The organism is Vannielia litorea (assembly GCF_018424695.1).
Taxonomy (GTDB): domain Bacteria; phylum Pseudomonadota; class Alphaproteobacteria; order Rhodobacterales; family Rhodobacteraceae; genus Vannielia; species Vannielia litorea_A.
This window is the reverse complement of the sequence record NZ_QTNQ01000052.1, coordinates 1-20246: the sequence shown is the minus strand read 5'-3', so window position 1 is coordinate 20246 and position 20246 is coordinate 1. Positions and strand designations below refer to the sequence as shown.

The window sequence follows — 20246 nt, the reverse complement described above, 5'->3', positions numbered from 1 at the left end:
GCCCCCAACTCCGGCAGAGAGGTTTTTTTCATGTCCGAGGCCGACGACATCCATGAACGGCATCGCGAGAGCTTCAAGGAGCTGAACAAGCTCTGGGACCGTCTCGACAACCTCGAGGAAGCGGTCGAGAAGTTTTCTGAAACCGCCCTGAGCTTCGTCGAGGAGCCGATCGAGCTTGTGCTCGAGAAGATCCGCTCGTTCGAGCCTTCCGTTTCCGTCATCGGCCAGATCAAGGCCGGCAAGAGCACGTTGCTGAACGCGCTGATCGGCGAGACCGATCTGCTGCCCTCCGACGTGAACCCCTGGACATCCGTTATCACCGCGCTGCACTTCAACAGCCGCCACCGGCCTGTGAACACCCGCGCGCTGTTCCGCTTCTTCGATCAGCACGAGTGGGATCGCCTCGTGGCCACCGGTGGTCGCCTTGGCGAAATGGCCGACCGTGCCGGTTTCGAGACCGAGGCCGACGAGGTGAAGGCCCAGGTCACCGAAATGCGCCAATCCACCGAGGACCGCCTCGGTGCCGAGTTCTCCGAGCTGATCGGGTCGAGCCACTCGTTCCCCGACCTCGATAAGGACACTATCGACCGTTACATCTGTTACGGCGACCCTGACGACCTTGAGGACGGCGCGACCGAAGGCGTTTACGCCGACCTCACCAAGTCGGCCGACCTCTACATTGATCTGCCGCACCTGCCCAAGGGCCTGTGCCTGCGCGACACGCCGGGTGTGAACGACACCTTCATGATGCGCGAGCAGATCACGCTGAACGCCATCTCCGACAGCCGCGTCTGCGTGGTGGTGCTCTCCGCCCACCAGGCGCTGAGCACCATGGACCTCGCGCTGCTGCGCATCATCTGCTCGGTCGAGGCCCGCGAGGTGCTGATTTTCGTCAACCGGATCGACGAGCTGGAAGATCCGGAAGGGGAGAAGGAGCGCATCCGTTCGTCGATCAACAAGACGCTGAAGCGTCTTGGTGTCGGGAATGACATCGAAATCCTCTTCGGCTCCGGCTACTGGGCCAACTGCGCCCTGCGGGGCGGGGATGACATGGCGCCCGCCAGCCGCGCCGCGCTGGCAAGCCTGCATGATGGCCAGGACACCGACGATCTGGAAGAGCTTCGCCGCCGCGCGATGGCGGCCTCGGGCCTGGCCGAGCTGGTGCAGGCCATCGCCACCCGCGTGGTGGAGGGCCCGGGCAAGGCGATCATCAAGGATGTCGACAACGACCTGAAAACCATCATCGAGATGAGCGAGACGGTCGAGCAGGTGGCCGATCGCAACGCGGGCGGGCCCGTCAGCATCGACATGAGCGAGATGGACCTGGCGATGAAGCTCGCAGATGTGCGGGACGAGTCGCTGAAGGATTTCGACGAGAAGGCCGCGGCGCTGCGCGCGGCCCTGCGCACCCGGCTCGAGCGGGCGCAGGAAACCTTCCTGTCGTCGGCCATCACCGCGCTGCAAAGCCACATCGAGGCCTTCGGCGAGGTCGGCTCGTGGAACCATGACCCGACGGGCCTTCGGATGATGATGAAGGCAGCCTTCACCTCCTCCATCGCCAAGCTGCGCCGCGAGGGCGAAAGCGCCTTCGATGTGGTGCTCGACGGCATCCAGGATCTGCTGGAGAACGACATGGGCGTGTTCCGCGAGGGCAGCTCCATCGAGTTTCCGTCGCAGCCGCAGCACAAATCGCCCACGGTCCTGGCGCGCACGCTCTCGCTCGACTTGCAGGGCCCGTGGTGGCGCAAATACTGGCGCTTCGGCGGCTCCAAGGCCGCGGAGAAGCGCTATGCCGGTGTGATCCTCTCCGAGACCACGCCGCTCATCGAAGACCTGATCAACGATTTCTTCGATCCCGCCGTCACCCGGACGCGCGACGTGGTTGAGGACTTCGCCATGAAACAGGGCAACTTCTGCAAAGCCATCCTCGAACGGTTCCTCGAAGGGGACGGCGGCGAGAGCAGCCAGGCCGAGGTTGATGAACTCAGGAGGCTTTCGGCATGAAACGTGTCTTCAAACGCTTCAAGTCGGGCAACAAGTCTGCTGCGGCGGCTGCCGAGAAGGCCGCGCCCGACACATCCGGCGACGTTTCCTTTGACGATGTGCTCGACGTGGAAACCGACGAGGAACGCCAGGCCCGCGAAGCCCGCGAGGCGGCGGCACAGAAAGAGGCCTTCGAGGCCGCCCGGGCCGAGACCGAGGCCCGCGAACGCGCCGCTGCCGAGAAATCGGCGGATGAGGAGAAGATTCTCAGCGCCGTCCGCGATGCCGCCAAGACCAGCCCGAAGGACGCGCGCAAGCCGCGGATCATGATCGCGGGCGAGTTCAGCGCCGGCAAGACGCATCTCATCAACGGTTTGCTGGGCGACAAGGTGCTGCCCTCCAACGTGACGGCCACCGCCCTGCCGCCGATCTGGCTGGTCTGGGGCCGCAAGGCGATGATGGCGGTGGATCTCGAGGGCAATACCCGCCCGCTGGACACGCTTGAGGAGGTTGGCGTGGATGACACCCACTACGTGGTGCTGTCGCATCCTGCGCCTCTGCTCAAGGATTTCTCGATCATCGACACCCCCGGCAACTCCGACCCGAACATCCCCTCCGAGAGCTGGGAGCGGATGCTGGAGTTCGCCGATGGCGTCGTCTGGTGCACCAACGCCACCCAGGCCTGGCGCCAGAGCGAGAAGTCGGTGTGGAATGAAATGCCAGCGCGGCTGCTCGAAAAGGCCACTATCGTCATCACCCATGCCGACCGCATGACCGATGCCCGCTCGGCTGACCGGGTGCAGCGCCGCGTCAAGCGCGAGGCTGGAAAGTACTTCGACACCTTCCTGATGGCCTCGCTGCTGAAGGACGCCGACGTAACCCGTATCCGGGAGCACCTCGAAGAGCTGACCGACGAGATGGAAGCCCGTTCCGGCGCGGTGTGCGGCCTCGTGGCCCGCTTTGCCAGCGATCACGTGATGACCGCCGAGGAAGAGCAGGCCGCGTTGAAGGAATTTGCGGCGCGCAAGGAAGCCCAGGTCAAGGCCGCGCTGCGGGTGGCAGATGGCAAGACGCCTGCGCCCGAGAAAGCCGAAGCCGACACCGCCAGCACCGCTGCGGCCACCGCAGAAGGAACGGATGTGCCGGAAGCCGACGCCAAGGAGGTGGTGACGCCCAAGCGCGTTGGCCGGGCCAAGGGCACCAAGTCGCAAAAGGCTGCGCGCGCCGCCGAGCCCCGCAAGGCCCGCGCTGACAACGTTGAAACGAACAGCGACGACAAGGCCACAGAGGCCACCGGTGGCAAGGCCGCACCGGACACCGATGACACGGCTGCACATGCCGCCGATGCCGCGCCGAGCGCCGAGGTCCACCTCTTCGTGCCGCCCACCAGCGGGGCGCCTTCCGAGGAGGGCACCGCCCGCGCGCTCTGGGAGCGCCTGTCGGCAGATGTCGACGAAACCGACGCAAAGGCCGTGCTGGCCTGCGTTGACCAGTTGCTGGAGGCCCTCGATCTCGGGGGCGACGCCCCGAACACCCCCATTCTCGATGCCAGAGAGAACAGCAAGGCCTCTGCCGGGCCGAGCCATAGTGCCATGAGTAGGAGAAAGTCGTGAAGATCGCTCCCCAACAACGCCAGGAACTCGACTTCCTGCGCGAAACGCTCGACAGCCTGGAAAAGACCGTCGATCGCAAGCAGCGTCAGAGCTATCGCGACCTGCGTGAGCGGCTCGACAACTGGGCCGCCAAGGTGGCCGTCATCGGCCAGGTGAAGGCGGGCAAGTCCACCTTCCTCAACGCCTTCCTGCACCAGCATGATTTTCTGCCGTCGGATGTGAACCCATGGACTTCGGTTGTCACCAACATCCGGGTCAACATGCCCAATGATCCGGTCTCCGGCGCGCGCTTCGAGTTCTTCTCGGAGAACGACTGGGAAGAAATCGTCAACGGCGGCTCCAAGATCCGCAAGCTGACTGAGCAGCTTCTGCCTGGTTTCGACACCGAGATTCTGAAGAAGCAGAGCGAAGAGATGCGCGACCGGGCCCAGAAGCGCCTTGGCAAGCACTATCGCACCCTGCTCGGCAGCCACCACGACTACGATTTCCTGTCGTCCGACCTGCTGCAGCGCTACGTCTGCGCCGGCCCCGGCTCGGATGACGGGCTGGAGCGCCAGTCGCTGGGTCGCTACGCCGCGCTGACCAAGGTGGCCAACGTCTACATGCGCCTGCCCGAGTTTCAGGTGCCGACGATCATCACCGACACGCCCGGCGTGAACGACCCCTTCCTGGTGCGCGACGAGTTCACCTGCCGCAGCCTCGACAAGTCCGACTGCTTCGTGGTGGTGCTCTCGGCCCACCAGCCGCTGACCGACGTGGACATCGCGCTCATACGCATCCTGGCCAAGCAGGACAGCAAGGACGTGATGATCTTCGTCAACCGCATCGACGAGTTGGACGACTACTCCACCGAGGTTCCGCGCGTGATGGAAGACGTCTCCAAGCGGCTGCGCGAGGCGATCCCGGACATCGAGTTCGAGATCGTGGCGGGCTCCGCCTATATGGCCGACATCGCCCTGCGCACCGACGAGGAGGCCGAAGAGGCCCGCGATGCGGTGGATACCGAGGAACTGGCCGATTACATCCGCTCCAAGCACGGCAAGGTGCCGGAAGACCAGTTCGACCGGCTGATGCTGGCCTCGGGCCTCGACGAGGTGAAGGAAACGCTCTCCTCGGTGATCGACAATGGCGTGGGCACCAGCCAGCTGGGCCAGCTTCTGGGCGACATCCGCGCCGAGATCACCGGCACGCTCTTTGTCACCAAGCGCGAGCGCGACTCGATCCAGATGCAGGTGGAAAGCACCCGCTCCGACGTGGCCGAGGCCGCCGCCGAGGAACTGGCCGGGGAAATCGAGCAATATCGCGCCGTGCAGGGCAAGCTGGAGGAACACGCCGAGCTGGCCGATGGCCAGATTGAAAAGGTGGTTTCGAAGTACTGGACCACGCTCGAACAGGGCCTGATCTCCAGCATCGAAAGCTTCGTTGACGGGCAGAAGCCCGTGTTCGAGGCCCAGCTTTTGCGCAAGGGCGTGACCGGCAACTCGAACAACAGCTTCGAGATCGATCTCACGCCGCTCCAGGCCGAGATGGAGAAGAAGGTGGCCGCCAGCTACGCCAAGTCCCGCGCGGGGACGGATGTGGCGCTCAACAACTGCATGAGCTCCTGTCGTCAGGCGATCAAGGACAGGTTCGAAGATCCGACCGAGAAGATCTCGCTCGACGATCTGCCCTATGACGAGTTCGCCTCGACGCTGACGCTGGCCAAATCGACACTGAAGGCGACGATGATCGCCGAACGTGGCTGGGCCTTCTGGCGCCGCCCGAGCGTGAACATCGACAAATCCATCGCCGCGCTGCGCACCATCGCCGCCGAAGATCTGCGGCCCTCGGTCGAGAAGATCCTTGCCGCCTTCAACGAGGCGCAGGTGGAGCGGGCCTCTGCCGGCATGTCGCGCATCCAGGTGATGCAGCGGATGATCGACGTGACGATCTCCGAGCACACGCACCGCCTGAAGCAGGACAAGACCGAGATGGAGAAGCTGGCGCGCGACCCGCAGCTGCGCAGCAACCTGATCCATCGCCTGCAAAGCAAGATGGAAGTGCTCGAACGTCGCCTGCTCAACCTGTCCGCACTCGACAGCGCCCTCCAGCGCTCCGAGCTGCCCCAAGCCGCCTGAGGAATAATTGGTGCTGGTCCAGAAAGTCGAAACCGATAACGCGTCCGATGCCGAATCTGCCCCCGTCCGGGTGGTCGTCTGCGGCGAGGTGAGCGCGGGCAAGTCCACCGTGCTGAACGCCCTGCTGCGGGCGCGGGTGCTGCCCGACAACATCGGGCAGACGGTGCGCCCCGTGGTCACCGTGAGCCACCGTTCCGAGCCCGGCGTCGAGGCCGTGGGCCACGAGGGCGAGCCGCGTGAGGCGGAGCTGAACGGCGGCACCCGGATCTTCCAGGAAGCGGCCGAGGTGCGGCTCTGGTCCGACCATGATCACCTGATGGGCCTCGAGATCGTCGAGGTGCCGCTGACCAAGGCCGAGGAGCTGACCGATGAGCAGGTTGCGCTGATCACTTCGGCGGATGTGATGATCTGGGTGACGATCGCCTCGCAGGCCTGGCGCCTGACCGAGAAGACCATCGTCGAGAAGCTGGGCAACGCCCGGCCGCCCCACGCCATTCTGGCCGTCACCCGGGGCGACAAGCTGCGCAACGACCGTGATCGCACCCGCCTGCGCGAGCGGATGGTGCGCGAGACCGAACACTTCTTCCAGGATTGCATCTTCATCAAGGGCGCGCGGCGCAAGCTGGACAAGTCGGCCAAGTGCGACAAGGCTTTTGACGAAACCGGCGGCGCCGAACTGATGGCGGCAATTGCTTCCATGGCCGAGCGCGTGCGCAGCGCGCCGCGTGTTTCGCGCGAGCCCGAGCCGGAGCCGGAACCGCAGGCCGATGAGGCGGATCTGATGGAGGACGAGGCAGACGCCCAGTCCCAAGTGGTCCCCGAAAGTGCCGAAGCATCGGAGGCCGAGGCATCTCCCGAGGTGGAGGACACCGAGGAGACAACCACCGAGAAAGACCGCTCGGACGTGGTGGATTTCACCTCCTACCGCGCCGCCTCCCGGACCGCCGAAGTCGCGCCTGCACCAGAAGCCTCCGCCGCCCCCTCGCGGACCGCCGCAGCGCGCAGCGCCGTGGCCGACGAGGCCGAGGAAAGCCCGGGTCTGCGGCAGATGGCCGAGGCGATGAAGGGCGTGATGGTGCTGGCCCTGCGCCCCCACAATGCACCCAACGCCATCGAGGTGACCTTCGGCGACGAGGCCAAGGCCCAGGAGCTGGGCCGCTTCTGCGTCGAGCTCCAGATGAACCTTGGCGACACGCTGAAAATCATGGATGGAGAGGATGGTATCTCTGCCTTTACCCTTTCCACCACCGGTCGCCGGGTGCTGTTCGAAGATATCCCGGGCGTCGGCCTGCTTTACCTCATGGCCGACGGTGCGTTGATGAGCCAGGGCATGGCATCCTCCTTCTTTACAAGGCTCTGCCGCAAGCTCGCGGCCGAGGCCTGACCCCTCTCCAAAGCCCTCCGGCCCCGCCCTTTAGGCGGGGCGACGGCGCCATTGTTTCCAATCTGCCCCCGGATTGTCACCCGATCCCGGCTTGCCTGTGGCCGCCTGTGGCCTACTGTCATCGGTACTCAATCGTGGCAGAAAAAGGGCATTGGCATGGCAACCTCGTGGAAGCAGGAAGGTGGCGAACAATGGGGCCCCTGGATTCTGCATGACGGCAAGGGCTGCCCTGTTCAGGCTGGCACCGTCGTCGAGGTTGTCTGCGAAGACCGCTTCGGCTTCGCCATGCGCACGATCACCCAGGTGGTGGGCGGCAGCTATTCATCCTGGGACTGGACGTATTTTCCCGAGCTGAAAAAGATCATTCGCTACCGCGAGAAGAAGCCCAAGGGCCTCATCATGCTCGAAGAGCAGATGGCGCCCAAGGAAACATCCGCCCCGAAGAAGACCGCTGACGCACCCAAGGCCCCGGCCCGGGTTGACTGAGGCGCGCGCTTTCAACAGCCCATCTTAAGCTGGCTCCCGGCCCCGGGGTCTGTCACCCTGTGACGACACGGGAGGGGAGGAGAGCGAGATGCCGGACGATCAGGCAGCGGATGTGGGCGCGTTCGATTACATCGTGGTCGGTGCAGGCTCCGCGGGCTGCGTGCTTGCCAACCGCCTTTCCGCCAACCCGTCCAACAAGGTGCTCCTTCTCGAGGCTGGCGGGTCAGACCACCACCATTGGGTGCACATTCCGGTGGGCTACCTCTACGCCATGGGCAACCCCCGGCTCGACTGGTGTTACCGCACGGCGGAAGAGCCGGGCCTCAACGGCCGCTCCCTCGCCTATCCGCGCGGCAAGGTGCTGGGCGGCTGCTCCTCGATCAACGGCATGATCTACATGCGCGGGCAGGCCGCCGACTATGACCAGTGGCGCCAGGCGGGCTGCACCGGCTGGGGTTGGGATGACGTGCTGCCGCTGTTCCGCAAGTCCGAGAACCACTTGGCCGGGGCGAGCGAGGTGCATGGCGTGGGCGGTGAGTTGGACGTGACCGAACAGCGCCTCCATTGGCCGGTGCTGGATGCCGTCGCCAAGGCGGCACAGGAGATGGGCATTCCGCCGACAGATGATTTCAACGGCGGTGACAACGAGGGCGTGGGTTATTTTCCGGTCAACCAGCGGGGCGGGCTCAGGTGGAACGCCCGCAAGGCCTTCCTCAAGCCGGTCCGAGGCCGCCCCAACCTGCGCATCGAGACCCACGCCCACGCCCAGCGCCTTTCGCTTTCGGAGGGCCGGGCCGATGGCGTGCTCTACCGCCAGAACGGGCGGCTGATGCAGGCCCGCTGCCGGGGCGAGATCGTGCTGGCCGCAGGCGCCGTGAACACGCCCCAACTGCTGGAACTCTCCGGCATCGGCCAGCCCGAGCGGCTTGGCAGCCTCGGCATCCCCGTGGCGTTGGAGGCGCCCGGCGTGGGGGAGAACCTGCAAGACCACCTGCAGATCAGAACCGTCTACCGCATCACCGGCGCGCTCACCCTGAACGACCGGATGCGCACGCTGTTCGGCAAGGCGCAGATCGCGCTAGAATACGCGCTGCGCCGCTCCGGCCCGATGTCGATGGCCCCCAGCCAGCTTGGCATCTTCACCCGCTCCGCGCCCGAGTTCGACCGCGCCAACATCGAGTATCACATCCAGCCGCTCACGCTCGAAGCCTTCGGCCAGCCGCTGGACCGTGACCCGGGCGTCACCATCTCGGTCTGTAACCTGCGCCCCGAGAGCCGGGGCAGCATTCACGCCACCGCGCCTTCCGCAGACGTGGCCCCCGAGATCCGTGCAAACTACCTTTCCGCCCGCGCCGACCAGATCGTCGCCGTCGACAGCCTCCGACACGCCCGCCGCCTGATGGCCACCGCCGGCCTTCAGGGACTCCAGCCGAAAGAGGTCAAACCGGGTGCAGAGGTGCAGACGGAGGAAGACCTGCTGAAAGCCGCAGGCGACCTCGGCACGACCATCTTCCACCCGGTCGGCACCGCCCGCATGGGCAGCGACCCGGGCGCTGTGGTGGATCCGCAGCTGCGCCTGAACGGCCTCAGCAACCTGCGCATCGCCGACGCCTCGATCATGCCCACGATCCCCTCGGGCAATACGCACGCGCCGGTCACGATGATCGCCGAAAAGGCCGCCGAGATGATGCTGGCTGACCGGGCCTAGGACCGGTCCCGGCATCGGTCACTCCAAGCAGCGGGTGCGCCCCGCCTGCGCAGCGGGTCAGGAGACTTGAAACAAGGGGATTCCGCGTCAAAGATGAAACGTGAATATCGAAAAAGCCATTTATACTGGAGTCCGCCGTGCCCCTGCCTTCCGCTGCACGCCTCATCGCCCTGACCCTCGCCCTCCTTTGCGCCCTCCCCGCGGTCGCGCAGGACAGCCCGGCCTTGCCCGACCGCATTGATTACATCATCGGCTCCAAGCCCGGCGGCGGGTATGACCGCTATGGTCGCCTCGTTGCAAAACACCTTGAAAAGCACCTCGACGGGGTGACGGTGGTGCCGGTGAACCGGGGCAGCGCCGGCGGGGTGCCCGCGCTGCGCGATCTGAAAGAGGCCACCGACGGCAGCCGCATCATGATCTTCAACACCGGGATCCTGATGAACGAACTGGGCGGGCTGGGGCTGGGGCTGCAAAGCTACCGTTGGATCGGCAAGGCCTCTTCCGAGGCACGGGTGCTCTTGGTGGCCACCGACACCGGGATCAACAGTTTTGAGGGGTTGCAGGCGGAGGGCGCGGGCCTGATCTTCGTCACCGCCTCGCACGGCAGCTCGGCCTTCATCCAGACCAGCCTTATCAATCTCTCCTTCGGTCTCGGGCTCAAGGTGGTGCCGGGGTTCGGTGGCAGCGAGGCCGAGGCGGCACTTATGAAGGGGGAGGTTCAGGGCGGGCTGGTCTCGGAGAGCAACGTTGCACCACTGGTGGAGGCGGGCGTGGTTGTGCCACTTCTTGTCTTCGGTGAAAGCAGCGATCCGGTGCTTGCCGACGTGCCCCGAGCGCGCAGCCTTGCGCTCGAGGGCGATGCGCTGATCGTCGCGCGCGCCATCAGCGCCCTGACCCAACTGGGCCGGATCACCGTGGCCGCACCCGAGATCGACGAGGCAGCGCTGACTGCGCTGCGCGAGGCCTATCAGGCTGCGCTGGCCGATCTGGAGTTGCGCGCAGAGGCGGAGGCGCAGGGCATGCCGCTGGACCCTCTGCCCGGCCCCGCGGTGGACAAGCTGGCCGAAGACGTGCTGGCCGACTCCGCACGCCTCGAAGAGATGATCAAGATCGTGCTCGACCGCTGACATGCTGGGCGGGCTGAGCGCGCTGCTGGCAGACCCGGCGGCGCTGGCATGGCTCTTCATCGCGATCCCCGTGGGCATGGCCTTCGGGGCGGTGCCGGGGCTGGGCGGCAAGATTGCCCTGATCGCGGTGATGCCCTTCATCGCCGGGATGGACATGCTGGCCGGCTGCGTCTTTCTCATCAGCCTGCACGCCGTCGTCCACACCGGCGCGGCGGCCCCCACGATCATGCTGGGCATACCCGGCACCGGGCCGAGCACCGCCGTGGTGGCCGATGGGCACGCGTTGGCCAGGCAGGGGCAGGGCGTGCGTGCTTTGTCAGCGGCGGCCATCGCCAGCGGTATCGGCGGGCTCATCGGCACCCTCGTGCTGGCGCTGATCGTGCCGTTCGCCCTGGGGCTGATGCAGCTTGTCAGCTACCCCGAGATCTTCCTGCTCACGCTCTTCGGCATCGGGTTCAGCGCGGTGCTGAGCGGCGACAGCATGGCGAAGGGGCTCACCGTTGGTGCCTTCGGCCTGCTCATCGCCTTCATCGGCATCGAGCCGGTCTATGGCACGCCCCGCTTCACCCTCGGCAGCGATGTGCTGGGCGACGGCATCCATCTGGTGACGGCGGTTCTTGCGCTCTATGCCATCCCCGAGATGCTGATAGCGGGCAAGGGCAGCGCCGCTGCCGGGGCGCCCACAGGCACCCGGAGGGGGCGGGGCGCCGGGCAACTCGCCGGCGGGCTGGCAGATGTCGTCCGCCATCGCTGGCTCACCCTGAGGTGTTCCGTGATGGGCGCGCTGGTCGGTATCATCCCGGGCCTCGGTGGCGACGTGGCGGCCTGGCTCTGCTACGGCCATGCGGCGCAAAGCTCCCGCACGCCCGAGCGCTTCGGCAAGGGCGCGGTGGAGGGGGTGATCGGGCCGGAGGCGGCGAACAACTCCAAGGAGGGCGGGGCGCTGGTGCCCACGCTCTTCCTGGGCATTCCCGGCAGTTCCGGCATGGCGATCCTGCTGGTGGCGCTCGTCCCGCTGGGTATTTCGCCCGGGCCCGGGCTGGTCAGCGCCAACAGCGAGCTGGTCTGGGCGATGGTCTGGGCGCTGGCGCTGTCCAACATCGTGGCAGCAGGGGCGCTCATCCTGCTGGCCCGCCCGCTGAACCGGATCGCGCGGCTGAAGTCCTCGATGCTGGTGCCCTACATCTACCTGCTGGCCATGGCGAGCGTTTACATCAGCACCACAGAATGGCGGTCGCTACTGACGCTGGCGGTGTTGTCTTTGCTGGGCTACGCGCTGCTGCGCCGGAACTGGCCGCGCGCGCCCTTCGTGATCGGGCTGATCCTCGGCGCGGAGGCCGAGGAAGCGCTGATCAAGTCGCTGAGCCTCTGGGGCCCGGGCTTCCTGTTCCGGCCGGTGTCACTGCTGCTGATTGCAACGCTCTTCCTTTCGCTCTGGCAGCTTTCTCTCCGGCTCAAGCGCGGCTCGAAGGCGGCGAAGCGGGGGCGTGCCCATGCGGGTTGACCTCGCCCTTGCTGCAACCTTCGCGCTGGTGTTCGCCGCGGCGCTCATCGAACTGCCGGCCTATCGCTGGCAGGTGGCCCTTGCGCCGGGGCTTGCGGCGGGCATCGGGCTGGCGCTGGCCGGGCTGGTTGGATTGGCGGCGATCCGGAGGCGGCACGCCGCGCCGGAGGCACGCTGGGGCACGGATGACCTGCGCACGCTGCTGTGGTTCGCGCTGGCACTGGGCGCAGTGCTTCTGCTGGGCTTTGCCCTTGGCGGTGGCCTCTATGTATTCGCCCATTCCCTCGCGGCGCACCCGCGCCTCGCCCGCCTGCCCGTCGCCGCGCTTTGCGGCGCGGTGGTGCCCCTCGTCGTCACCCAGCTCTTTGGCCGGATGCTCCAGATCGAGCTTTACCGGGGCCTGTTACTGGGAGGCTGACGCCCTGGCGTGGCGAGCTACGAGGCCCACGCGCAGCTTGTTTCTGAGCGAGGTCTGCGTCATCCCGCCGGGGTTCTCGCGGCTCTGCGCCTCGGTCTGAAGCCTGGCATCACGGAAATACCCCTCAAGCGCTTCAAGGCTGGTCACGTTCCAGGACTCCCGCTTCTCGGCGAAGCCATTGGCCAGTTCCCGCAGCCGGGACTCGTCGATGAGGCCCGCGTGGGGGCTGGCGGCCCGGTCGGTGACCAGGCGGTCGGCCAGCCCCCCAGCCTCACGCGGCTCGAACCGGCGCGAGCGCTCCGGCGCCCCCGGCTTCACCGTGGTGCAGGAGACGATCCGCCCCCCGGGTGCGAGCAGCCGCGCCCATAGCGCCACCAGCGCGGCGCGGGCCTGCGGGTCGAAGAAGTTCAGAAAGTTGTGGGCCACCACAAGGTCGAACGGATCAGCGCTGAAAGAGAGAGCATCGGTTGCAGCGGTGGTGATCTCGTGGCCATGTATCTGCGCATAACTCCGGCACAGCGCCAGCGGCGTGGGGCAGAGGTCGATCACCGTAACATCGGGGCGCGCGCCCGCCGCGTCGAAGGCGGCCAGAACATAGGCCAAAAGCCCGTGGTCGGCCGAGCCGCACACCAGAGCGCGCCGCGCCCCGGCCTCCACCGCCGCGCCGAGCGCCGAGGTGAGAAAGGCATCGTCGGCGGTGACGGCGGGCAGGCGTCCGAACAGGCGCAGGAAGCCCCAGACGGCGTGGTAATCATGGCAGGCCCCGGCGCAGCACGCCGGTGCCGTCTTCAAGGCGAGGGCCGCCATCTGCGGCAGATCCTCGATGCCGGGCAACCGCTTATCCATCTTCGCGCCTGTTCCTCAGCGCCATGCGGATCTTCCAGATCTGTCGCTCCAGCCGGTTCCACCGTTTGCGCTTGATGTAGCGCGCACCGCCGGGATCGGGGCGGAAGGTGAGCCGCCCGCGCGCGCCGGGCGTGTCGATCGCGGCAAAGGCCTCTGCCAGCGCGTCGAGGATCGGCTTGCGGCGGCTCTCCCGCGCCGGGTTGCCGCCGCGAAAACGGGGGAAGGTGGGGTTCACGTTGATCTCGTAGGTCACGAGGCGCCCCTCGACCATGGCATAATCGATCCGGCCAAAGTCGATGCCGGCATGGGCGAAGATCCCGGCCAGTTCGGGCGCATGGGGGTTATCCTGCACCCAGGCCAGTTCTTCGGCGGCGAAGGCCTCGCTGGCATTGGCGCGGTTGGATTTCACGATCCACTCCGGCCCGCGCAGGATGTGCTGCGGCACGATCCGCCCGCCGATGCAGAAGGCGCCATACTTGCGGTAATATCCCTCGCCGTCGGGCCGGTTCTCGAAACTCACGGCGATCCGGCGCTTCAGGGTCTTGCCCGCCGCCCGCAACGCGGCAAGCGCGGCATCCAGCGCGGCCTCGTCGTGGAGCAGGCCGGTGTCGGGGCGCAGGCAGCCATCTTCCTGCCGGATGAAGAGCGGGTAGCGGCTGGGGCGCGCGCCGGTGTCGAGCCGGGTCACTTCTACCGGGTTCCGGCCCGCATCATGCAGGGAGGCCAGCAGATCATGCCGCTCCATCACCCGCGCGGGGTGGTTGAGCACGGGCAGCCCCTGGGCCTCGGCTGCCACGGCGAGCGCACCGGCGGCATCCATCTCGAAGGAGGAGAGCAGGTCGAAATCGGTGAAGACGAGGCTGCCAGCAGGCACCGAGAGCCTGCGAAAGGCGCTGGCGTAGCTGACCACCGAGATCGGCGGCAAATGCCCCCGGGCCGTCCGGATGAGCCGGGTAATCGGCCACTGGTTCATGTCGCTGACGAGAATGACGATCAAGATGTTGGTCCGACGCTCCCTCAGCGGGCCCTGTTATGCAAGCGTGGGCGATAGAACGGCCCTTGGCAACCCTGAGCAATGACGGCGGTGCCGCTCCATCCATGACAGCATGGCGAGCGGCGCTGCGAGGCGCGCACCTCGAACAGTCTCGTCGAGGTGCGCGCAAGGGCCAAGCGATCGGCAAAGGTGACCGCGCGGGAGAGATGCAGGCCGGTTTGCCGGTGAAACCTGCGCACCGCAGCTGAAGAGCGGCGTGCCAGCCCTGCCGCCCCGGCGCGGGATCAGGCGATGCGCTGGATCGTGGAGAAGCCCTCGAAGTTGGGGTGCCCCTCGATCAGGCTGCCCGCGCGTGGCCCGCCGCCCGAAGAGCGGGCGTGCGACTTGCGGAACTGATCCGACTTCGTCCAGGCGATGAAGGTCTCCTCGCTCTCCCACACCGTGTGCGAGGCGTAAAGAATGGTGCCATCCTCCCGCGCGGGGCCCTTCAGCATGTGGAACTCCACGAAGCCCTCCATCTCCTTGAGCTGGGAGTCGCGGTTCAGCCACATGGCCTCGAAGGCCTCGGCGTTTTCGGGCTTCACGGCGAAGCGGTTCATGGCGAGATACATGGTCAGGTCTCCTTTGGTGTCAGATCCGTGTGGGGGTGGCGGCGGGCAGGGCCGCGCTCTGCGGCAGCAGGAAGGTGGCCGGCGCGGGCGGCGCGGTGTTGACGCGCAGCGCGCAGCCATAGGCCCGGCTCAGGGTGGCGTCGGTGAAAACATCGGCGGGCGCGCCATGGGCCAGCCGCCCGCCACCGGCGAGCATGGTGACGGCATCGGCGAACATTGCGGTGAGGTTCAGGTCATGCATCACCGCCACCACGCCGCCGCCACGGGCCGCGAAGTCGCGCATGATCTCCATCACCTCAAGCTGGTGCCCGATGTCGAGCGACGAGACCGGCTCATCCAGAAACAGCCAGCGCGGTCCGTCCGGCCCCACCGGCTCCCAGACCTGGGTGAGCACGCGGGCCAGTTGCACACGCTGTTGCTCGCCGCCCGAAAGTTCGTTGTAAAGTCGCCCGGCAAAGCCGCCCAGCCCCACCCGCTCCAGCGCCTCGGCGGCGCGGGTGGGCGGCGGCGGGGTGGCGCTGGCCGTCATCCCGAGGCGGACGATCTCCTGCACCGTGAACGGAAAGGCGATGCGGCTGTGTTGCGGCAGCACGGCGCGGCGGGCGGCAAGCTGCCAGCCGGGCAGGGCAGAGATATCGGCCCCCTCCAGCGTGACGCTGCCGGTGAAGGGCACCTCCTGCGTCATCGCCCTGAGCAGCGTCGTCTTGCCCGATCCGTTCGGCCCGACGATGGCCGAAACCTCCCCCGCGCGCGCCTCGAAGCAGACGCGGCGCAGGATGCGATTGCGGGAGAGGCTCACCTCTATGTCTGTGGCGCGCAGCATCGGGGCCTCACATGTCCAGCAGGCTGCGGTTGCGCAGCAGGATCCAAAGAAAGAACGGGCCGCCCAACACGGCGGTGACGATGCCGATGGGCAGCTCTGCCGGGGCGATCACGCTGCGCGAGATCATGTCGGCCACGATCAGCAGCGTGGCCCCCAGCAGGGCGGCATTGGGCAGCAGGTAGCGGTGGTCAGGCCCGATGGCGAGGCGCAGCAGGTGCGGCACCACGATGCCGATAAAACCGATGCCCCCGGTAATCGCGACCGAGGCGCCGGTGGCCCCGGCCACGGCGAGGATGGCGATGTTCTTCATCCGCTGCACAGGAATGCCGAGATGCGCCGCCGGGGCCTCTCCCAGCGCCAGCGCGTTGAGTGCGCGGGCAAGGAAGGGCGTTGCCGCCAGCGTCAGCACGATGAGCGGGCCGGCGATCAGCACCTTGCTCCATGTCGCCCCCGCCACCGAGCCGAGGCCCCAGAAGGTGAGGTCGCGCAGCTGCGCGTCATCGGCCTTGTAAACGAGGATGCCCTGCACCGCCCCCACCAGCGCCCCCAGCGCAATGCCGCCCAGCAGCATCACCGCCACCGAGGTGCGGCCATTGCGGGTGGAGAGGCGGTAGAGCAGCAGCGTGGTGACCCAGCCACCGAGGAAAGCAGCGGCGGGCAGGAGCCAGTAGGAGAGCGCCTGCTGTACCGCCAGCGGCAGCAGGCCGCCCAGCACGATGGCCAGGATCGCCCCAAGCCCCGCGCCCGAGCTGATGCCCACCAGCCCCGGGTCGGCCAGGGGGTTGCGAAAGAGCCCCTGCATCACCGCCCCCGACACCGCCAGCGCGGCGCCCACGAGCAGGCCCGTCACCAGCCGGGGCAGGCGGATGTCAAAGAGGATGAGCGCCTCGCGCGCGCCAATCTCCTGCCCCGTCAGCACGCGCCCGAGCGCCGCCCACAGGCTGGTGCCCGAGGCCCCCGTGCCAAGGCTGGCCACCGAGGTGACGGCGAGCAGCACCAGCAGCATCAGCATCGCCAGCCGGGCGCGGCCCCGCCTGTCGCCCGCCTCCGCCTGCCTGCGCACCCGCGCGGGCGCGGCCTCCATGCTCACGGCCACCATCGCGCGCTCACTCCGCGCCCAGCTCGGCGATGGCCGCGCTCAGGGCGGTGACCGCCTCGGGCGTGCGGGGGCCGAAGCCCAGCAACAGCAAGCCGGGCTGGCGCAGGATCGCCCCGCGCGCCGCCGCAGGGGTCTGGCCCAGCACGGGGTGGGCGGCCACATCATCAGCCGTGCCGCCGTGGTCGCCGCCCCGTTCCATCATCAGGATCACATCCGGCGCGGCCTCCAGCACCGCCTCGTCCGAGACCTGCTTGTAGCCCGCGAAATCGCCGAACACGTTCTGCGCCCCCGCCAGAGTGATGATGCCGTCGGCGGCGGTGCCTGTGCCCGCTGCGGTCAGCCGCCCGCCCGCCATCGACAGGATGAAGAGCACGCGCGCCGGTTTTTCGGTTCCGGCCCCCTCCACGGCAGCGGCCAGCTCGGCCTCCACCCGCGCGGCCAACGCCTCGCCCTTCTCCTCGACGCCAAGCGCGCCTGCTATCACCTCGATCTTCCGCAGGATGGCCGGGCCGTCATACCCGTCAGGCACCACGATGAAGGGGATTTGCGCCTCGGCCAGCACATCCAGCGTTTCCTGCGGCCCGCTGTTCTCTTCGGCCAGGATCATGTCGGGGTTCACCGAAAGCACGCCCTCGGCGGAGAGTGCGCGCACGTAGCCCACATCGGGCAGCGCCTGAACTTCGGGCGGGTATGTCGAGGTGGTGTCACGGGCGATCAGCCGGTCCTCCTCCCCCAGCGCATAGACGATCTCGCTCACCGTGCCGCCCAGCGCGGCCACCCGCTGGCCCGCCTCCTGCGCGGCAAGCGGCAAGGGCAGCGCGGCAGCGGCGCAGGTGATGAGAAGAGCCTTGGTGAAGAATTTGGCCAGTCGCGCCCTGACGGGCAGGACCGGGCCGGAAAGTGCAGCAGTCGCCATGAGACGGACCCTCTTTGAGCAGATTTCTCGAAAGGTCGCTGGCGCTGTTTGCAAACAACATTGCTGGCCGGGGCTTTCCCCGTGCCGCAGCCTTACTGCGGCTTGGCGGCAATCTCAAGGGCCGAGGCGCCGCCCGGCCCGCCGGGCCGCATCAGGCAGCGCCCGCGTGGTAGAACCCGGGCGCAATGGCGGCGAAATGGGCAGAGGCGGCAACACCGTCGATCAGCGGCACGGCTGTGCGCGCGGCCAGCGCTGGCCTGAGGGGGGCCATGCCCGCACAGCCCAGAATGGCGCAGCCCGCCCCGTCCTCGCGGCGGGCGGCCTCGATTTCCTCCGCGATGCGCGCAATCGTCTCCGGCGCGCCCGCATCGATTGTCAGCACCGGCAAGCCGCTGGCCCGCACCGAGGCGCATTGCCCCGAGAACGCACCCGCGCCGATGTTGCCCTCGATCACCGGCACCGACACCGGCAGGGAGGTGACGACCGAAAAGCGCAGGCCCAGAAGTGAGGCCATGGTGTAGGCCGAGCGCCCGATGCCCAACACGGGGCAGCCCGCCATGGCCTGCGCCTCTTCCAGCCCGGTATCGTCGAAACAGGCGATCACCACCGCCTCCGCGCCCATGTCCCGCGCCACGGGAATGCGGGCCAAAAGCCCCGGCACAGCCGCCGCGCCATCCTCCGGCCCCTCGATGGCCGCCGGGCCATCGTCATTCGTCAGCCCGAAGATCTCGGCCCCCGGCACGGCTGCGCTGGCAACCTCGAGGATGCCATCGGTCATGGAGGCCGTGGCATTGGGGTTGATATAGGCGAGTTTCATACGCCCTTGCCCGCGTCCGACCCGTGCCGCGCCCGCCGCCGGCCCATCACCCAGACCGTGAGCAGGAACACCGCGATGATCCCGAAGGAGAACAGCGTGGTCAGCGTGCCCAGCGCGTAGATCACCGGCGTGGTCACATTCGTCGTCATCCCGAAGATCTCCAGCGGCAGCGTGTTGTAGCTGCCAGCCGTCAGCAGCGTGCGGGCGAACTCGTCATAGCTGAGGGTAAAGCCGAAGAGCGCCACCCCGATGAGCGAGGGCGCGATGATCGGCAGCACCACGTGCCGCAGGGTCTGCCAGGCGGTGGCGCCCTGGTCGCGGGCGGCTTCCTCATAGCTTTTGTCGAAGCGGTTGAAGACGGCGAACATGATGAGCAGGCCAAAGGGCAGCGTCCATGTGAGCTGGCTGCCGAAGCCCGAGGTGGCCCAATGGATCTTCAGCCCGAGCTGGCTGAAAATCAGGCCAACCCCGAGCGAGATCAGGATCGACGGGATCACCAGCGAGGTGATCGCGGCATAAAACAGCAGTCCCGAGCCATAGAACCGCTTGCGAAACGCCAGACCCGCCATGACCGAAACGACGACGGTGGTGACCATCACCATGAAGCCCAGCCCGAAGCTGCGGCGGAAGGCGCCCCAGATGTCGCCCACCGCCTGCTCCTGGAAGAGATCGGCGAACCAGTGCAGCGACACACCCCGCATCGGAAAGGTCAGCCCGCCGCCCGGCCCCTGGAACGAGAGGATGCCGATGGTCAGGATCGGGCCGTAGAGGAAGAGCACGAAAAGGCCGAAGAAGGCGGCGAGGGCATAGAAGCTGCGGGGCCGGCGTTCCATCTCAAAGCTCCTTGCGGATGTTCACGAAGCGCAGCAGGATCGCGATGACGATCAGCACGGTGCAGAGCAGCACCACAGCGGTCGCGGCGGCCGAAGGGTACTGCAGCAGCCCGATGTCGTTGGAAATCAGCCGCCCCACGTTGGCCCGCTGCGACCCGCTCATGAAGCGCACGGTGATGAAATCGCCCATCACCAGCGTCACCACGAAGATCGTGCCGATCATGATGCCGGGCTTCGTCAGCGGGATGATCACATGCACCAGCGTCTGAAAGCCGCTTGCGCCATTGTCGCGCGCCGCTTCCAGCAGCGATTTGTCGATCCGCATCATCGTGTTGAAGATCGGGACGACCATGAACAGCGTGTAAAGATGGACGAAGGCGAGGATCACCGAGAAATCGGAGTAGAGCAGCCACTCCAGCGGCTCGTCGATGATGCCCCATGAAATCAGTGTCTGGTTGGCAATCCCGTTGCGCCCGAGGAAGGGGATCCACGAGATCATCCGGATGATGTTCGAGGTCCAGAACGGGATGGTGCACACCAGGAAGAGCGCGATCTGCACCGTCAGGCTGCGCACGTGGAAGGCCAGGAAATAGGCCACGGTGAAGCCGATGGCGAGCGTTAGCGCCCATGTGATGAGCGCGTATTTCAGCGTCGCCCCGAACACGCGGTAGGTGACGGGCGAAGAAAACAGGAACTCGTAGTTGTCGAACTGGAAGTCCGGATAGATCGAAAACTCGGTCGCGCCCCAGAAGCTGACAATCACGATCATCACGATGGGCGCGAGCAGGAAGCAGGCGAGGATCACCGTCAGCGGCGAGGCCAGCAGCCAGCCCAGCAGGTTGCGCCCGGGCACGAAGGGCCGTTTCGCCGGGGCCTCCGGCCCTGCTTCTGCAACCGCGTCGCTCATCGCACCGCCCTGTTCATTTTCTTGCTGCAAATATCTCTCGGGGGGTCCGGGGGGCAGACA

18 protein-coding genes are annotated in these 20246 nt (G+C 67.0%); 9 read left to right on the top strand and 9 right to left on the bottom strand.

All coding sequences use genetic code 11. The features are described 5' to 3' along the window. The first annotated feature begins 30 nt into the window (after positions 1-30). The 9 genes from DYI42_RS16030 to DYI42_RS15990 all read left to right on the top strand — a co-directional run bounded on the left by DYI42_RS16030 (position 31) and on the right by DYI42_RS15990 (position 12340). Positions 31-2004 carry a dynamin family protein gene (locus tag DYI42_RS16030; protein WP_213547010.1) on the top strand — a complete coding sequence of 658 codons (1974 nt, stop codon included), beginning with the start codon at positions 31-33 and terminating at the stop codon, positions 2002-2004. After that, positions 2001-3596: a dynamin family protein gene (locus tag DYI42_RS16025; RefSeq protein ID WP_213547009.1), complete on the top strand. Its 1596-nt coding sequence runs from the start codon at positions 2001-2003 to the stop codon at positions 3594-3596. Before DYI42_RS16030 ends, DYI42_RS16025 begins: the two co-directional genes overlap by 4 nt. Further along, entirely contained in the window at positions 3593-5713 is a 2121-nt protein-coding gene (locus DYI42_RS16020; protein WP_213547008.1) for a dynamin family protein, read from the top strand. The genes DYI42_RS16025 and DYI42_RS16020 overlap by 4 nt, the downstream gene beginning before the upstream one ends. Positions 5714-5723: 10 nt before the next feature. Further along, positions 5724-7097 carry a dynamin family protein gene (locus tag DYI42_RS16015; protein ID WP_213547007.1) on the top strand — a complete coding sequence of 458 codons (1374 nt, stop codon included), beginning with the start codon at positions 5724-5726 and terminating at the stop codon, positions 7095-7097. A 156-nt stretch (positions 7098-7253) separates the two neighbouring features. Next, the gene (locus DYI42_RS16010) at positions 7254-7583 is read left to right on the top strand and encodes a hypothetical protein (protein ID WP_213547006.1); all 330 of its coding nucleotides are present in this window, start codon (positions 7254-7256) and stop codon (positions 7581-7583) included. An 88-nt stretch (positions 7584-7671) separates the two neighbouring features. Then, on the top strand, positions 7672-9291 hold the full coding sequence (locus tag DYI42_RS16005; RefSeq protein ID WP_213547005.1) for a GMC family oxidoreductase: 1620 nt from the start codon (positions 7672-7674) through the stop codon (positions 9289-9291). A 137-nt stretch (positions 9292-9428) separates the two neighbouring features. Continuing rightward, positions 9429-10418 carry a tripartite tricarboxylate transporter substrate-binding protein gene (locus tag DYI42_RS16000; protein ID WP_213547004.1) on the top strand — a complete coding sequence of 330 codons (990 nt, stop codon included), beginning with the start codon at positions 9429-9431 and terminating at the stop codon, positions 10416-10418. A gap of 1 nt (position 10419) precedes the next feature. Further along, the gene (locus DYI42_RS15995; RefSeq protein ID WP_213547003.1) at positions 10420-11922 is read left to right on the top strand and encodes a tripartite tricarboxylate transporter permease; all 1503 of its coding nucleotides are present in this window, start codon (positions 10420-10422) and stop codon (positions 11920-11922) included. After that, the gene (locus DYI42_RS15990; RefSeq protein ID WP_213547002.1) at positions 11912-12340 is read left to right on the top strand and encodes a hypothetical protein; all 429 of its coding nucleotides are present in this window, start codon (positions 11912-11914) and stop codon (positions 12338-12340) included. The genes DYI42_RS15995 and DYI42_RS15990 overlap by 11 nt, the downstream gene beginning before the upstream one ends. On the opposite strand, the gene DYI42_RS15985 is transcribed toward DYI42_RS15990, so the two are convergent. The 9 genes from DYI42_RS15985 to DYI42_RS15945 all read right to left on the bottom strand — a co-directional run bounded on the left by DYI42_RS15985 (position 12326) and on the right by DYI42_RS15945 (position 20186). After that, on the bottom strand, positions 12326-13186 hold the full coding sequence (locus DYI42_RS15985) for a class I SAM-dependent methyltransferase (protein ID WP_213547001.1): 861 nt from the start codon (positions 13184-13186) through the stop codon (positions 12326-12328). The genes DYI42_RS15990 and DYI42_RS15985 overlap by 15 nt on opposite strands. Then, positions 13179-14183, bottom strand: a complete 1005-nt coding sequence (locus DYI42_RS15980; protein ID WP_213547000.1) for a hypothetical protein — start codon at positions 14181-14183, stop codon at positions 13179-13181. Before DYI42_RS15980 ends, DYI42_RS15985 begins: the two co-directional genes overlap by 8 nt. A gap of 281 nt (positions 14184-14464) precedes the next feature. Continuing rightward, positions 14465-14791, bottom strand: coding sequence for an antibiotic biosynthesis monooxygenase family protein (locus tag DYI42_RS15975; RefSeq protein WP_213546999.1), 327 nt, complete (start codon positions 14789-14791; stop codon positions 14465-14467). A 19-nt stretch (positions 14792-14810) separates the two neighbouring features. Beyond that, positions 14811-15614, bottom strand: coding sequence for a heme ABC transporter ATP-binding protein (locus DYI42_RS15970; RefSeq protein WP_213546998.1), 804 nt, complete (start codon positions 15612-15614; stop codon positions 14811-14813). A 7-nt stretch (positions 15615-15621) separates the two neighbouring features. Continuing rightward, complete coding sequence (locus DYI42_RS15965) at positions 15622-16713, bottom strand: FecCD family ABC transporter permease (protein WP_213546997.1); 1092 nt, start codon at positions 16711-16713, stop codon at positions 15622-15624. A gap of 7 nt (positions 16714-16720) precedes the next feature. Continuing rightward, positions 16721-17629 carry a heme/hemin ABC transporter substrate-binding protein gene (locus tag DYI42_RS15960; protein WP_213546996.1) on the bottom strand — a complete coding sequence of 303 codons (909 nt, stop codon included), beginning with the start codon at positions 17627-17629 and terminating at the stop codon, positions 16721-16723. A gap of 151 nt (positions 17630-17780) precedes the next feature. Continuing rightward, the gene (locus DYI42_RS15955) at positions 17781-18446 is read right to left on the bottom strand and encodes an aspartate/glutamate racemase family protein (RefSeq protein WP_213546995.1); all 666 of its coding nucleotides are present in this window, start codon (positions 18444-18446) and stop codon (positions 17781-17783) included. Beyond that, positions 18443-19279: an ABC transporter permease gene (locus DYI42_RS15950; RefSeq protein ID WP_213546994.1), complete on the bottom strand. Its 837-nt coding sequence runs from the start codon at positions 19277-19279 to the stop codon at positions 18443-18445. Before DYI42_RS15950 ends, DYI42_RS15955 begins: the two co-directional genes overlap by 4 nt. A gap of 1 nt (position 19280) precedes the next feature. Next, on the bottom strand, positions 19281-20186 hold the full coding sequence (locus DYI42_RS15945) for an ABC transporter permease (protein WP_244867968.1): 906 nt from the start codon (positions 20184-20186) through the stop codon (positions 19281-19283). Positions 20187-20246: the final 60 nt, after the last annotated feature.